The sequence below is a fragment of the Collinsella stercoris DSM 13279 genome (genome assembly GCF_020735465.1).
Classification (GTDB): Bacteria; Actinomycetota; Coriobacteriia; order Coriobacteriales; family Coriobacteriaceae; genus Collinsella; species Collinsella stercoris.
The window spans coordinates 1,958,693-1,973,438 of the sequence record NZ_CP085935.1 but is presented as its reverse complement, the minus strand read 5'-3'; the positions used below and the strand labels follow the sequence as shown (position 1 = coordinate 1,973,438).

Here is a 14,746-nt window from a genome sequence, read left to right as displayed (position 1 = left end):
GCGTCGGGAGCGGGCCTCTGTGGCGCTACCGTTGGGGCTATGCGCTACTCGAGCTCAAAGGCGCCCGTGTAGAGCTGATAGTAGTAGCCCTTCTTGGCGATAAGCTCATCGTGCGTGCCGCGCTCGATCACACGGCCGTGGTCGAGGCAGATGATCACGTCGGAGTTGCGGACCGTCGAGAGGCGGTGCGCGATGACGAAGGTCGTGCGCCCCTGCATGAGGGCGTCCATGCCGCGCTGCACGATGGCCTCGGTGCGCGTGTCGATGGAGCTCGTGGCCTCGTCCAAGATCATCGCGGGCGGGTCCGCAACCGCGGCGCGCGCGATGGACACGAGCTGGCGCTGACCCTGGCTCAGCTGCGAGCCGTTGCCGGTGAGCATGGTGTTGTAGCCGTCGGGGAGGCGACGGATGAAGTCGTCGGCTCCGGCGAGCTCGGCGGCCTTGATGCATTCCTCGTCCGTGGCGTCCAGCTTGCCGTAGCGGATGTTGTCCATGACGGTGCCGGTGAACAGGTTGACGTCCTGCAGCACAACGCCCAGGGAGCGACGCAGATCGGCCTTCTTGATCTTGTTGACGTTGATGCCGTCGTAGCGGATCTTGCCGTCGGCGATGTCGTAGAAGCGGTTGATGAGGTTGGTGATGGTGGTCTTGCCGGCACCCGTGGCACCCACGAACGCGACCTTCTGGCCGGGCTTGGCGTACACGGACACGCCGTGCAGCACCTCGTGGTCGGGGGTGTAGCCAAAGTCGACATCGACCATGCGCACGTCGCCGCGCAGCGGAACATAGGTCACGGTGCCGTCGGCCTTGTGCGGGTGCTTCCAGGCCCACAGGCCGGTGCGGTGATCGGCCTCCTCGATCTCCCAGGTGTCGGGATTGACCTGCGCGTCGACGAGCGTCACGTAGCCCTCATCGACCTCGGGCTCCTGGTCGAGAAGCTCGAAGATGCGCTCGGCGCCCGCAAGGCCCATGACGACGGCGTTGATCTGCTGGGAAACCTGGCCGATCTGACCGCAGAACTGCTTGGTCATGTTGAGGAAGGGGACCACGACGGCAATGGAGAACGGCAGTCCGGAGAAGGAGAGGTTGGGAACGTCGAGGGCGAGGAACACGCCGCCCGCGAGCGCCACCATGACGTAGATGAGGTTACCCAGGTTCATGAGGATGGGCATGAGGATGTTGGCGAACATGTTCGCCTTTTGGGACACCTCGAAGAGCTTCTCGTTGCGCTCGTCGAAGTCCTCCTCGGCGGCTCGCTCATGGCAGAACGCCTTGACGACCTTTTGGCCGTTCATGACCTCCTCGATGTGTCCCTCGACGACGCCGAGCTCCATCTGCTGCGCAATGAAGAAGCGTGCGGAGTTGGAGCCCAGCAGCTTGGTGAGGAACGTCATCACGGCGACGCCCGCGATGATCACCAGGCCCATCCAGGCGGAGAAGTAGAACATGATGCCCAGGACGGTGGCGAGCACGATGATGGTCTGCAGCAGGTTGGGCAGCGACTGCGAGATCATCTGGCGCAGCGTGTCGATGTCGTTGGTGTAGTGCGACATGATGTCGCCGCGCTGGTTGGTGTCGAAGTAGCGAATGGGGAGGTCCTGCATGCGGTTGAACATCTTCTCGCGCAGCTTCTCCAGAGAGCCCTGCGTGACGACGCCCATGTAGCGGTTCCAGAACAGGGAGGAGAGGTTGCCGATGAGATAGATGATCGCCAGGACGGTCACCAGGCCGAGGATCTTGGGTTGAGCCGCTGTCCAGTCGCCCGTCTGCCAGGAGGTGGAGATGACCTCGAGCGCCTTTTGCAGGAAGACCGACCCGATGGAGTTGATCAGGCCGCAGAGAAGCACGCCCGCCATGACCAGCGGCAGCAGCACCGGATAGAAGGAAAAGAGCATCTTGATGATGCGCTTGAGGGTGCCGGACTTGCGGTTCTTGGCGCGTGCGGCGGTGGATGCCTTACTCATGCGCCTCACCCCCTTCCTGGGTCGTGTCGTTCGGCTCGCCGGCAGGCGTCTCCTCGGCGTTCAGCTCCTCGGCGGCGCGCATCTCGGGCGCTGCCGCCTGGTCGAGGTCCTGCTCGGCCTCAGCCTCGGACTCCGCGGCCTCGGCCTCCTCGCTCATGCGATTTTGAGAGAGGAACGTCTCGCGGTAGATGTCGGAGCATTCCATGAGCTCGTCGTGCGTGCCGATGTTCGCGATGCGTCCGCCCTCCATGACGATGATACGGTCGGCGTCCTGCACGGAGGCGATGCGCTGGGCGATGATGAGCTTGGTGGTCTCGGGCAGGTACGCTGCCAGCCCCGCGCGGATCTTGGCGTCGGTCTTGGTGTCGACGGCGCTCGTGGAGTCGTCGAGGATCAAGATCTTCGGTCGGCGCAGCAGGGCACGCGCGATGCACAGGCGCTGCTTCTGGCCGCCGGAGACGTTGGAGCCGCCTTGCTCGATCCAGGTGTCGTACCCCTGGGGGAAGCCGTCGACGAACTCGTCGGCGCAGGCGAGCTTGGCCGCCTCGCGGACCTCCTCGTCGGTTGCGTCGGCGTCGCCCCAACGCAGGTTCTCGGCGATGGTGCCGCTGAACAGCACGTTCTTTTGGAGCACCATGGCGACCTGATGACGCAGGGCGTCGAGGTCGTAGTCGCGCACGTCCACGCCGCCCACGCGGACGACGCCCTCGGTGACGTCGTACAGACGGGCGATGAGGTTCACGAGCGAGGACTTTGCCGAGCCCGTGCCGCCGATGATGCCGATGGTCTCGCCGCTCTTGATGTGCAGGTCGATATCGTCGAGTGCCTGGCGCTCGGCGTGCTTGGAGTACTTGAAGCTCACGTGGTCGAAGTCGATGGAGCCGTCGGCGACCTCGTGCACGGCCTGGCTGGGGTTGTCGATCGTGGGCTGGGCGTGCAGCACCTCGACGATGCGGTTGGCGCTCTCCTCGGCCATCGTGACCATCACGAAGATCATGGACAGCTGCATGAGGCTCATGAGGATTTGGAAGCCGTAGGTGAAGGTGGAGGAGAGCTGGCCCACATCGAACAGCTCGCCCTGGCTGGTGATGATGAGCTTGGAGCCCAGGAAGATGATGATCACGAAGGCGCCGTTGACGCACAGGTTCATCATGGGGTTGTTGAGCGCGAGCAGCTTTTCGGCGCGGGTGAAGTCGGCGCACACGTCCTGCGCGGCGGCGGCGAACTTCTTCTTCTCGTAGTCCTCGCGCACGTAGCTCTTGACCACGCGCATGCCCGTGACGTTCTCCTCGACCGACTCGTTGAGGGCGTCGTACTTATGGAAGACGCGCGTGAAGATGGGGCCCACCTTGTGGATGATGAGACCCAGGCCCAGGCCGAGGAGCGGAATCATGGCCAGGTAGACGAACGAGATGGAGCCGCCCATGGCATACGCCATCACGAACGCGAAGATCAAGACGAGCGGAGCGCGCACCGCGATGCGGATGATGAGCATGAACGCCTGCTGGACGTTGGTGACGTCGGTGGTGAGGCGGGTGACGAGCGACGAGCTGGAGAACTGGTCGATGTTGCTAAAGGAGAACGTCTGGATCTTGTAGAACAGGTCGTGGCGCAGGTTCTTTGCAAATCCGCAGCTCGCGTGGCTGCAGGTGATGCCCGCCGCCGCACCGAAGAACAGCGAGACGAGCGCGATAACCACGAGCAGGCCCGCCGTGGGCAAAATCTGCGCAACGGTCGCGCCGTCCTTGATGGTGTCGATGAGGTTGGCGGTCACAAAGGGGATCGCCATCTCGCAGGCGACCTCGAACAAAACAAGGATGGGTGTGGCAATGGTGTGCCACTTGTAATCGCGGATGGATGCGGCGAGTGTCTTAACCATCTAACTCCTCCCAGGTGACGCGTATCTTCTCGAGCATTTCGGCGAGCTGCTCCTGCTCTTCGACGGTCAGGCTGCTAAAGGCGACCCGGCGAAACGCTTGGCGCTTCTCATGTTCCCGACGAGCCAGTTCGCTGCCCGCCCGGGTGAGCTTGACGAACAGCTGGCGGCGGTCCTTGGTGTCGCGCGTGCGCTCGATGAGCCCAGCCGCCTCCATCTTGGAGAGGATCTCGGAAAGCGACCCGGGCTTGAGCTCAAAGTGCGAGCCGAGTTCCTGCTGTGAGAGCTGGCCTCCGCAGCGGTCGAGCATGCACACGATGGGCACTTGCCCCGACCGTCCACCTCCGTGAAAGTGCATGTAATGTCCGCAAAAGCCCAGGCCCTGCAAGATGCGCTTTGCCCGGGCGGTGCCGTCGTCCAGCTCGGCGTCGAGGTCGCGCGCGTTCTCGGTGGGAGTGTCCTCGGCGCCCTGCGATGCAGAGTCGCCGCACGTGGTCGACATGATTCAGCTCCTTCCTGTAAGTCAAATTGTTCGTAACCAGTTTAATTCGGTGCCTTATCGAATGTAAAGGTGCCTAATGATAGCGGATGCTGAAGCGTTTCAAGCGACACGCGAGCAACACATTGTGAGGTAAATCCTGCCCATATCGACCGCGCGCGGCGCCGTACCTACCCTTTACCGAAACAGATGTACTGCTAAACGAAGTACGGCAGTACCATTCGACCATTACTTTGGCCAGATTGTGTCAAAACAATCGAGAACGGAGATGGCTATGAGGTTGAAAGCCCCAATCTCGCTGCATGGAGCATGCGGACGGGTCGCGCGAGGCGCCGTTGCGGGCGCATTGGGCGCCATGCTGCTCGCAACTCCTGCAACGTACTGCTTTGCCGAGGGCGCGCCCGAAGTCCGGTCGAGCTCGTCGACGCAGATGAGCTCCGCGGAGGAGGTCGTGTACGTCAACACGCTCAACGACCCTGCCGCGCGCATCCAGAGCTTTAACGAGAACTGGAAGTTCAACCTGGGCGATGCGAAGGGGGCGGAGGCGCCCGAGTTCGACGACTCCACTTGGGAGCATGTGAATTTGCCCCACGACTACAGCATCGATCAGGAGTACACGCAAAAGGGCGAGGCCGAGAGCGGTTACAAGCTGGGCGGTATCGGTTGGTACCGCAAGAGCTTCACCGTGGGCAAGGAGCTTGCGGGCAAGCGCATCCGCATCGACTTCGACGGCGTGTACATGGATTCCACGGTATGGGTCAACGGGCATAAGCTCGGCACCCACCCCAACGGCTACACGCAGTTCTCCTTCGACCTCACCGACTATATAAAGGTGGGCGAGGAGAACACCATCGTCGTCAAGGTCAACCATCAGACGCCTTCGAGCCGCTGGTATTCCGGCTCCGGCATCGGGCGCGATGTGAACCTGGTCGTGACCGACCCGCTGCACGTTGCCAAGGACGGCGTCGTGGTGAGCACTCCGGAGCTCTCCGCTTCGAACAAGACGAACGTCAAGACGAATTTCAAGACGACGGTTGAGAACGACGGCAAGGGCGATGCCACGTTCACCGTGGTAAGTACGGTGTTCCCGCGCGGCGGTGAGCCTGAGCAGAAGATCGCCGAGGCAACGGCTGAGAAGACCGTCAAGGCGGGTGCGTCCGTCACGGTCGAGTCCTCCGCCAACACCACTGCGGCCCCCGAGCTGTGGGGCCTTGACGACCCGAATCTTTACACGGTGCGCACTCAGATCAAGAAGGACGGCAAGGTCGTCGATGCGTACTACGTCGACTTCGGCTACCGTTTCTTCGACTTCGATCCCGCCAGCGGTTTTTCGCTGAACGGCGAGAAGATGAAGATCAAGGGTGTTTGCATGCACCACGACCAGGGCGCGCTGGGATCGGTCTCCACGCGCGATGCGATCGAGCGCCAGGTCAAGATCCTCAAGGACATGGGCTGCAACGCCATCCGCACCTCGCATAACGTTCCCGCCAAGGAGCTCATCGAAGTATGCAACGAGCAGGGTATGCTGCTCGACGTCGAGTTCTTCGATGGCTTGGCATGGCCCAAGAACGGCAACGGCAACGATTACGCCCGCTTCTTCAACCAGAAGATGGGTGAATCCGAGCTCGTGGGCGCCGATGCGAACAAGACGTGGGCGCAGTTCGACCTCGAGCAGTCCATCGCGCGCGATGTGAACTCCCCGGCCGTGATCATGTGGTCGCTCGGCAACGAGATGAGCGAGAGCGCTGCCGGCTACAACCAGTCTGACGCGCGCGCTATTTTGCAGAACATGGTCAAGTGGGCCAAGGCTGCCGACCCGACGCGTCCGGTGACCACCGGCGACAACAAGATGAAGGGCGACGCCGGCAATACGGTGCTGAACTCCGACGTTATCGGCGATGCCGGCGGCGTGGTTGGCTTGAACTACGCAACGAGCGCTAACTACCAGTCTGTCCATAAGGCTAAACCCAACTGGTGCCTCATCGGCTCCGAGACCGCTTCCGCCACCAACAGCCGCGGCGTGTACAGCACCAAGGCGAACAACTCCCTTGTCAATAAGCTGCTGACCTCGTACGACAAGTCCAAGGTCGGCTGGGGCGCCTACGCGTCCGAGGCGTGGTTCGACATCATCACGAACGACTTCATGGCGGGCGAGTTCGTGTGGACGGGCTTTGACTACCTAGGTGAGCCCACGCCCGCCAACGGCACGAACGCCGGCGCGCAGGGCGCTTGGCCTTCGCCCAAGAGCTCGTACTTCGGCATCATCGACACCGCCGGCCTGCCCAAGGACTCCTACTACCTGTACCAGTCCCAGTGGAACGACAACGTGAACACCTTGCACATGCTTCCCGCATGGAACGAGGACGTGGTGGTCAAGACTGGCGACAAGAAGAACGTCGAGGTCGTTGTCTACACCGACGCCCCGCAGGTCGAGCTCTTCTTCACGCCCGCGAAGGGCGGCAATCCGCAGTCCCTGGGCAAGAAGGCCCTGACCAAGGTGACCACGGATGGCGGCTACAGCTACCGCGTGTACAAGGGCGAGGACGGCACCAAGACACCTACGCACTCCGATTTGTACCTCACATGGGAAGTTCCCTACGCCGACGGCACCATTACCGCAAAGGCCTATGACGACCAGGGCAAGGAGCTTTCCACGGAGAGCTGGGACGGCCGCAAGAGCGTGACCACCGCAGGCCCCGCCAAAAAGCTTCGTGCCACCGCGAGCCGCACCAAGATGACCGGCAACGGCACCGACCTCGCCTACATCACGGTGGATGTTACCGATGAGAACGGCGTCATTGTCCCCGACGCTACCAACAAGGTGAGCTTCAAGGTCGAGGGCGCGGGTGCCCTGGCCGGCATCGACAACGGCGTTCAGGCCGACCATCATTCCTATCGCGATTCCAGCCGCGCCGCTCAGGCGGGCCAGCTGGTGGGCATCGTCCGCGCGGGCAAGAGCGCGGGCGAGGTGAAGGTCACCGTGAGCGCGGACGGCCTGGAGCCGACGAGCGTCACGATCCCCGTTGCCGCCGCTCCCGGCAACCCGGATGCGGGCAAGCAGATCGACAGCTTCTTCTACTCCAAGAACTACTACGTCAAGGCCGGGTCGGCGCTCGAGCTGCCCACTCAGATCGAGGTCCGCTACACCGACGGCAGCTCCAGCGAGCAGCCGGTCGAGTGGCAGGCTGTTTCCAACGACCAGCTCTCCAAGCCCGGCTCCTTCAGCGTGAGCGGCACGGTTTGCGGGCTTCCGGTGTCCGCCAACGTGACGGTGCTCACCGAGGTCGCCGCGCTCTTGAATTATTCGACCACGACACAGGTGGCATCTCCTGCCGTGCTGCCGCAGGGCCGTCCCGCGGTTCTGGATGACGGCACGATCCTCAACGCGAGCTTCCCCGTGACGTGGAAGACCCCCGGTGATGATGCCTATGCCCAGCCCGGTAACGTAACGGTCGAGGGCACGGCAAACGTGTTCGGCAAGGACCTTGCGGTCCAGGCCACGGTTCGCGTGCAGGAGGGCGAGGTCAAGCTCGGCTCAAGCGTGACCAAGGACGCGAAGCTCTCCCAGAGCGTTCCCGAGAGCCAGACCTCCGACACGCTCGACGCCATCAAGGACGGCAAGACCGAGATCGGCTCCAACAGCAGTGGCGGCCGCAACGAGACCTGCTGGTCCAACTGGCAGTACTCGCAGAACGGCAATAACAAGGCATCGATCACGTTCCGCTATGACACGCAGCGCGTCTTTGGCAAGATCAACGTGTTCTTTGGCCGCGACAACGCCTCGGGAACGTACCCCGATGCGGACACCACGACGTTCGAGGTGTCCGAGACGGGCGCCGAGGGCAGCTGGCGAACGCTCGACGTCAAGGAGACCATCGACGCCGCCGAGTCCTCCACGAACGTTAAGAAGTACAGCTACGAGTTCACGCCTACGACTGCGACGTTCGTTCGCATGAACGTGACGAACGCGTCCGAGCACAAGGCGCGCGCTTCCAAGCCCTGCACCATGGTCACCGAGGTCGAGCTCATCGAGGCAACCACCTCCTACCCGGTGAACGGCACCGCTGAGCTCGCGAAGCTCGCGGTGAACGGCCAGGAGCTGAGCGCCGCCGTTCTCGCATCCGGCGAGTTCTCCACGCGCGCGCTTACCGCGGAGGTCGTTGCCGAGCCTAAGGACAACGCCGCGATGACCGTTCTGCCTGCGCACGACAACAAGATCAAGATCCTCCTCGAGTCCGAGGACCACGCGAAGAGCTCTGTGTTCACCATCAACCTTGCCGCCGATGTCGACAGCGGCGACGCCCTGGCGAACGACGACGCGTCGCGCGATTACCCGGTCGAGAAGATGACCAAGAACACCGCCGGCAGCGAGCACAAGCCCGCGACGAGCGGCGAGGGCCCGATCGGGCTCGCCTTTGATAAGGACGTCAACACCAAGTACCACTCCCATTGGGATGGCGGCGCCCAGAAGGACATGTGGGTCCAAATGGAGCTGCCGGAGCCTGCGACCATCGAGGCCCTGCGCTACCTGCCCCGCCAGGACGCGAGCGACAACGGCACGGTGACGGGTTACCGCATCCAGTACAGCGAGAACGGCTCGGATTGGAAGGACGCCGCCAGCGGTTCGTGGGAGCGCGACAAGGGCTGGAAGGTCGCGCAGTTCGATGCTCCCGTCACGGCGAAGTACTTCCGCTTTGAGGGCACCGAGACCTATGCCGACAACGGCAAGGTCTACATGTCCGCCGCCGAGATTCGCCTGCGCCAGCCTGCCCAGAAGATCGACATCTCCGATGCCGCTCAGGTGAGCGTCGAGGTTCCCGAGCGCGTGGTGGTCGAGAGCGCGAGTGAGGAGCATCCGGTGGACGCCCTCGCCCTTGACGAGAAGCTCACCTGCGACGGCAAGGACCTCGTGTACGGCGTCGACTACCTGATGACGTTTGAGAACAACACCGCTCCCGGAACCGCCACCGTGACCATCGAGGGCATCGGTGCGTACTCCGGCACGGTCACTCGTGAGTTCACGATTGAGGTCGAGCCCCCGGTCGACCCTGAGCCCCCGGTCGATCCGGAACCTCCGGTGGACCCCGAGCCCCCGGTCGATCCGGAACCTCCGGTGGACCCCGAGCCCCCGGTCGATCCGGAACCTCCGGTGGACCCCGAGGAGCCGAACGATCCCAAGCCGCCGGTCAGCAATGGTGACGCGGGCGCAAGCGGGTCGGGTTCTACGAGCGGGCTGCCGCAAACGGGCGATCCGACTGCGCTGGTCGCCGGGTCTCTTGCTGCCATTTCGATGGCGAGCATCGCCCTTGGTCGCGCTCGGCGCAAGCGCGATGAGTAACCGAGCTTTCTGAGCTGGGCTATATGGGGGACGGGGCAACCCGTCCCCTTTTCATGTTGGAGCGGTCGGCCAATTGCGCGTCCAGCCGAGATGGGCGGAACGGCGATACAATCAGTACCGTTGATGTTTCAACCGAAAGGAGCCTTTCAATGGCCACCCTCACCACTATCTCCAAGGGCGGGGTCTCCGCCAAGATCAGCTCCATGGGCGCCGAGCTCACGAGTCTTTCTCTCGATGGCCGCGAGTATCTCTGGCAGGCCGACCCGGCGTTTTGGGGCAAGCACGCTCCCGTGCTGTTCCCCATTGTGGGCTCCCTGCGCAACGATGAGGCCCAAAGCGCCCAGGGCGTGTGCCGCATGCCCCGTCACGGCCTCGCCCGCATCAACGAGCATCGTGTGGCGGAGGTCGCCGAGGACGGCTCGTCCGTGACTTTCGAGTTCGCCAGCACGCCCGAGACCCTCGAGGCGTACCCGTACAACTTCAAGCTCAACATGACCTACGCCGTTACCGGCGAGGCAACGCTCACCCAGACGTTCGCAGTGACCAACGCCGGCGATGCCCCGATGCCGTTCTCCGTGGGCGGCCACCCCGCTTTCAACGTTCCCGCCCCGGGCTCCGATGACGAGGTGTTCGAGGATTACGCCATCGAGTTCACAGAGCCCTGGACGTGCGAGGCACCCACCATCGCCGAGGGCGGCCTGCTCACCTACGACATGACGACGACGCCCGTCGAGAACGCCGACACCCTGCCCATCTCACGTGAGCTTTTTGCCCACGATGCGGTCATGCTCACGGATGTCCCGGGCAACACGCTGACGCTCCGCGGCACCAAGAGCGGCCGCGGCGTGCGTGTCGACTTCCCCGACTTCCGCTATATCGGCATCTGGTCCGCGCAGGGCGAGTCCCCGTTCGTCGCCCTCGAGCCTTGGACCGGGCACGCCACGCTCACGAGCGAGGACGATGTGTTCGAGCATAAGCGCGATATCACGACGCTCGCCCCCGGCCAGAGCGCTTCCTACACGTTCAGCATGACGGTGCTGTAGGCAAGGGCGTGTAAGGACCTCGTGCGAGGGGCTTGAAAACAGCCGGGCGCCTCGCACGAGGTCCGCGCCCTAGCGATTTTGCTGGCGGCGGTGCCGTTTGCGGTCGCGTGCGCGGGCGGCGGCTTGGCTCGTTTTGGCGCTCACGTGATGGCCGGCGCGCTGGATGGGGCGAACCACGGGCCGGGCGACCTTCTTGACGGGCTCGGGAAGCTTGTGCGGGTCGAACTCGGTGGGGCTCATGATGTTGTAGCGGATGGACCACCAGCGTATGAGCATGGTGAGCGCGACGCTGATCGTCGCGGCGGCGATGTTCCACATGCCCAGGCTCTCGATGAGCGTCATGTAGGCGATGGCGCCCGCGATGGCCGCGATGGCGTAGAGGTTGCTGCGCTGGAAGATGTAGGGCACGCGCGCGAGGCAGATGTCGCGCAGCATGCCACCGCCCACTGCGGTGAAAAAGCCCATCATGACGCAGGTGACGGGCGGATAACCGTAGACCATCGTCTTGTCCGCGCCCATGACGGCGAACAAGCCCACCGAGAAGATATCCAGGGCGGCGACCAGGCGGTCGGGCTTTTCGACCACCATGGGAAACATGAACACGGCGGCGGCGGTGGCAATGGAGACGGGCAGCGCCAGCGGCTGTCGAAGGATGTAGACGTCGCCCACCTGCAGGATGACGTCACGGATCAGGCCGCCGCCCAGCGACACGATGACCGCCAGGCCGATGGCGCCGATAAGGTCGAGCTTGCTCTCACGGGCGGACAGCACGCCGCCCGCAGATGCGACGATGACGGCGAGCATCTCGAAGGCGATGGGGATGGCGACGGTTTGGCCCGCTGCGGATGAGATCGATGCGGCGCTTTGCGTCGCCGCCAAAACAGCTGGAACCACGGCATCTCCCTTCGCGAGGCGCGTCTGCGCCCATCAATTTTAGCGGAGGTTCGATGCGTCCGGCTCGACGGCGCGCGGCGGGTTTTGCAATCTTTCTCATAATGACGCTTGCGCCGTTCGGTATTTACGGTACAATAGCCCCTGCATTCACGGAGAGTTGTCCGAGTGGCCGAAGGAGCACGATTGGAAATCGTGTAGGCGCCAAAAGCGTCTCCAGGGTTCAAATCCCTGACTCTCCGCCAGAACTTTCAGCGGCGCGTCTTCCCCATGGGTACGCGCCGTTTTCACTTCTACGGAGGAGTGGCAGAGTGGTTGAATGCGGCGGTCTCGAAAACCGTTTATCCGGTAACCCCGGGTACGAGGGTTCGAATCCCTCCTCCTCCGCCATTATTGTTTGACGCAGCGAGCCCCAGCGGCTCGTTTTTTTGTATGCCGCGTGAGGATTCGAACCCGCGAGGGGGCGGAGCTGGGGAAGTGCGACGACGTTTGCAGGCGCAGCCCGCAACGCCGGGGCCGGGCGGGCCACGTGCCGCCGTGTGCCATGTGTTGCTGCGTGCCGTGTGCCGCCATGCGCCACGTGCCGTTATGCGCCCTGTGCCACTATGTGCGTAAACCACCGTTTGAAAACACGCTGATCGTTTCAAACCATTGGTAAAGCACATTATCAGGGGTATTTCTGTGCGTAAGCGGCCGGTTGAAACGAACCATGTTGTTTCAACCGGCGGTTTACGCACATATGGCCGGTGGTTTCCACACATGTAACGGGCGGTTCCGCGCACGTGCGCCTTAAGCCGCACTTAATCCCGGGCGTTCGCGCGCGTGCCGGGCATGTGTCGGGCTACACTGCATCATGAAAACAGGCTCTTCGAAAGAGATGAGGAATGATGTACGCGCAAAATCTCGGGTTTATGTCATCGTGGCATATGCTCACTCGCGATAAGGGGTGGGTCAAGCCGGTTCTGGTGCTCACCTTGGTTGGATGGATTCCGATCTTGGGGCAGATCGTCCTGATGGGTTACGGTCTTGAATGGGCCCGTCTGACCGCGTGGGGGGTCGACGCCGCCCCCAAGCAGCGTGGGGTGGACTACGGCAAGGTGTTTTCCACGGGCGGGCGCGCGTTTTTGGTGTCCCTCTCCCTGGGGTTCGTCATCGCGCTGGTGCTGCAGGTGGTCTTCCCGGGCTCCTTGTACATGCTCTTTACCGGTCTTACCGCGGGCAATGCCGTGAGCGTTGCGACCGCTATGGCTTCGGGCGCCGCGATGTCGATCTTGACCATGGTGGTGAGCATCGCAATGGGCACCTTCCTGCAGGCCGCGACCCTTCGCGCCACCCTGTACGACAGCTTTTCCGCCGGATGGCGCCTCGATCGGCTGTTTCAGATGATCGGTCGCGATTTTGGCGGCTTTTTGAAGGTGCTGCTCGTGACGTTGATCGGTGGGGCTATCTCGGGAGTGTATGCGTTCGTCGTCTCGTTGGTTCTCATGCTGGTCGTGATGGGCGGCGTCATGAGCGCGACGGCGTTCGTGGGCCTGTCGGGGTCGTATATGAACGGCTGGCATTTTCTCCTCGAGCAGCTCTTGCGCATCGGCGCCGGCCCGCTGCTGCTGTTCATCGTGGTCGTCATCGCGCTTGCGTTTGTGGGAAGCGCCATTTCGACGGCCATGAGCCTGGTGTCGATGAACGCCATGGGGCAGTGGTTCTGCCGCTTTGACGTGCATCGTTGGGGCGTTTCCGCCGACCCGCTCCCCAGCGATGTGCCGCATCGTGGCGGCGCGTCCGACTCCGGCATGGGCGCTCCGGTGAACCCCACTGCGTCCGATGCGTCGACGGCCCAGCCCGATTCCAACGGCAACGACTTTGCCCAGTCCGCCAGCTGGTCCCAGTCCGGATCCCAAGGCGCCACGACGACTGATTCTGCAGACTGTGGCTCGTGTGCGGCGCCGGTTCAGCCCGTTGCGCCTGTCGATTCCGCTGCCGCTGCCCAATCCACTGCCCCCGCCCAGCGCACTGCGCCCGTCGAGCCCGCCGCTCCTGTCGAGTCCACTCAGGCTGCGGGTGCGGAATGCCCCGCCGAGGCGCCGGTGGCCCCGTCTGCCGCTTCCCTCGAGCGCGTCGTCTCGCTGGATTCGGAGGAGTACGCGGCGCCTGCGGTTGATGAGGAGGCCGCTCGCGAGGCGGCTGAGGCGGCGGCCCGCAGCATTGCCGAGGAGCAGGGCCTATCTGGGACGCAAAGGGAGGCTCTGGGGCGTGAGGCCGAGGGCGATTGCGGTCCCGCCAAGGACGAGAGCGGCTCCGACGGGGCGGTGGATTCCTCAGGCGAGGCGCCTGTCGAGCCCGATGCTTCGAAGAAGCCGATTCCCTTAGGCCCCATTACCTCGCATGATGATGAGCCGCAAGAAAATGGTCCGATTCAGGCTTGATGTCCCCGTGGCAAAACGGTGAAGACGCCGACGCCCCGTGTGTGGTTGTTCTGCGGAGCAATCGCGCGCGGGGCGTCTTGCTGCGCAGAACTCCGAATGCCTGACCTGCGGCGAGACATCGGCGGTAAGAGATGTGCCCGCCTGCAGAGGTGAAGAGACGCGACGCGTCGCCGTTTTTTTGTCTGAACGGCATGGCATGCTCATTGCGTGGCGAATCACAGGCTTTTGACGGCGGCGTCAAAGGATGTGTGGAGGTCATGGGGTATGCGGTCGTTCACCTTGCAAGATGTGCAGACTCGGCTATAGTTAGCACGTCTTTTCCTGCTTCGGGCGCACCTTCACGACCCGAAGCCGTTTGTCCAGAGGAGGTGACCACATGAAGGCTTATGAACTGCTGTTCTTCGTTGACCCCAACCTCGATCCCGAGACTCGTCTCGCCGTGATGAAGCGCATCGACACCACGATCGCCGAGGGCAATGGTAAGGTCGACAACGTCGACGAGTGGGGCAAGCGCAAGCTCGCTTACGCCATCGACAAGCTCACCGAAGGTGACTACACCCTCATCAACTTCCATGCAGACCCGGCTTCCATCGCGGAGCTCGATCGCGTGCTTCGTATTACCGACGCCGTGATCCGCCACATGATCGTCCGTCGCGACGACCAGGAGTAGGTCATTTGTATGGATGCGGCGCCACATTCGCCGCGTGAGAGG

8 protein-coding genes and 2 tRNA genes are annotated in these 14,746 nt (G+C 63.2%); 6 read left to right on the top strand and 4 right to left on the bottom strand.

Translation table 11 applies throughout. From position 1 onward, the window contains the following. Positions 1-44: 44 nt before the first annotated feature. The 3 genes from LK434_RS08290 to LK434_RS08280 are packed head-to-tail and all read right to left on the bottom strand — an operon-like array spanning position 45 to position 4,342. Positions 45-1,964 carry an ABC transporter ATP-binding protein gene (locus LK434_RS08290; RefSeq protein ID WP_006721889.1) on the bottom strand — a complete coding sequence of 640 codons (1,920 nt, stop codon included), beginning with the start codon at positions 1,962-1,964 and terminating at the stop codon, positions 45-47. Further along, positions 1,957-3,843, bottom strand: a complete 1,887-nt coding sequence (locus LK434_RS08285) for an ABC transporter ATP-binding protein (RefSeq protein ID WP_006721890.1) — start codon at positions 3,841-3,843, stop codon at positions 1,957-1,959. The genes LK434_RS08290 and LK434_RS08285 overlap by 8 nt, the downstream gene beginning before the upstream one ends. Next, positions 3,836-4,342, bottom strand: coding sequence for a MarR family winged helix-turn-helix transcriptional regulator (locus LK434_RS08280; RefSeq protein WP_006721891.1), 507 nt, complete (start codon positions 4,340-4,342; stop codon positions 3,836-3,838). Before LK434_RS08280 ends, LK434_RS08285 begins: the two co-directional genes overlap by 8 nt. Before the next feature lie 271 nt (positions 4,343-4,613). Here LK434_RS08280 and LK434_RS08275 point away from each other — a divergent pair, with 271 nt between their 5' ends. Both LK434_RS08275 and LK434_RS08270 read left to right on the top strand, forming a co-directional pair. Further along, positions 4,614-9,677 carry a sugar-binding domain-containing protein gene (locus LK434_RS08275; protein WP_187371227.1) on the top strand — a complete coding sequence of 1,688 codons (5,064 nt, stop codon included), beginning with the start codon at positions 4,614-4,616 and terminating at the stop codon, positions 9,675-9,677. Between the two features lie 149 nt (positions 9,678-9,826). Next, complete coding sequence (locus tag LK434_RS08270) at positions 9,827-10,720, top strand: aldose 1-epimerase family protein (protein ID WP_006721894.1); 894 nt, start codon at positions 9,827-9,829, stop codon at positions 10,718-10,720. A 69-nt stretch (positions 10,721-10,789) separates the two neighbouring features. On the opposite strand, the gene LK434_RS08265 is transcribed toward LK434_RS08270, so the two are convergent. Continuing rightward, positions 10,790-11,614 carry a trimeric intracellular cation channel family protein gene (locus tag LK434_RS08265; RefSeq protein ID WP_227917718.1) on the bottom strand — a complete coding sequence of 275 codons (825 nt, stop codon included), beginning with the start codon at positions 11,612-11,614 and terminating at the stop codon, positions 10,790-10,792. A 151-nt stretch (positions 11,615-11,765) separates the two neighbouring features. Between LK434_RS08265 and LK434_RS08260 the strand changes: the two genes are divergently transcribed. The 4 genes from LK434_RS08260 (at position 11,766) to rpsF (ending at position 14,704) form a co-directional block, all read left to right on the top strand. Further along, a tRNA-Ser gene (locus LK434_RS08260) sits at positions 11,766-11,856 on the top strand. Between the two features lie 52 nt (positions 11,857-11,908). Then, a tRNA-Ser gene (locus LK434_RS08255) sits at positions 11,909-12,001 on the top strand. Positions 12,002-12,537: 536 nt separating this feature from the next. After that, positions 12,538-14,034, top strand: coding sequence for a DUF4013 domain-containing protein (locus LK434_RS08250; protein WP_227917717.1), 1,497 nt, complete (start codon positions 12,538-12,540; stop codon positions 14,032-14,034). Positions 14,035-14,410: 376 nt separating this feature from the next. Beyond that, positions 14,411-14,704: a 30S ribosomal protein S6 gene (gene rpsF, locus LK434_RS08245; RefSeq protein WP_006721899.1), complete on the top strand. Its 294-nt coding sequence runs from the start codon at positions 14,411-14,413 to the stop codon at positions 14,702-14,704. Positions 14,705-14,746: the final 42 nt, after the last annotated feature.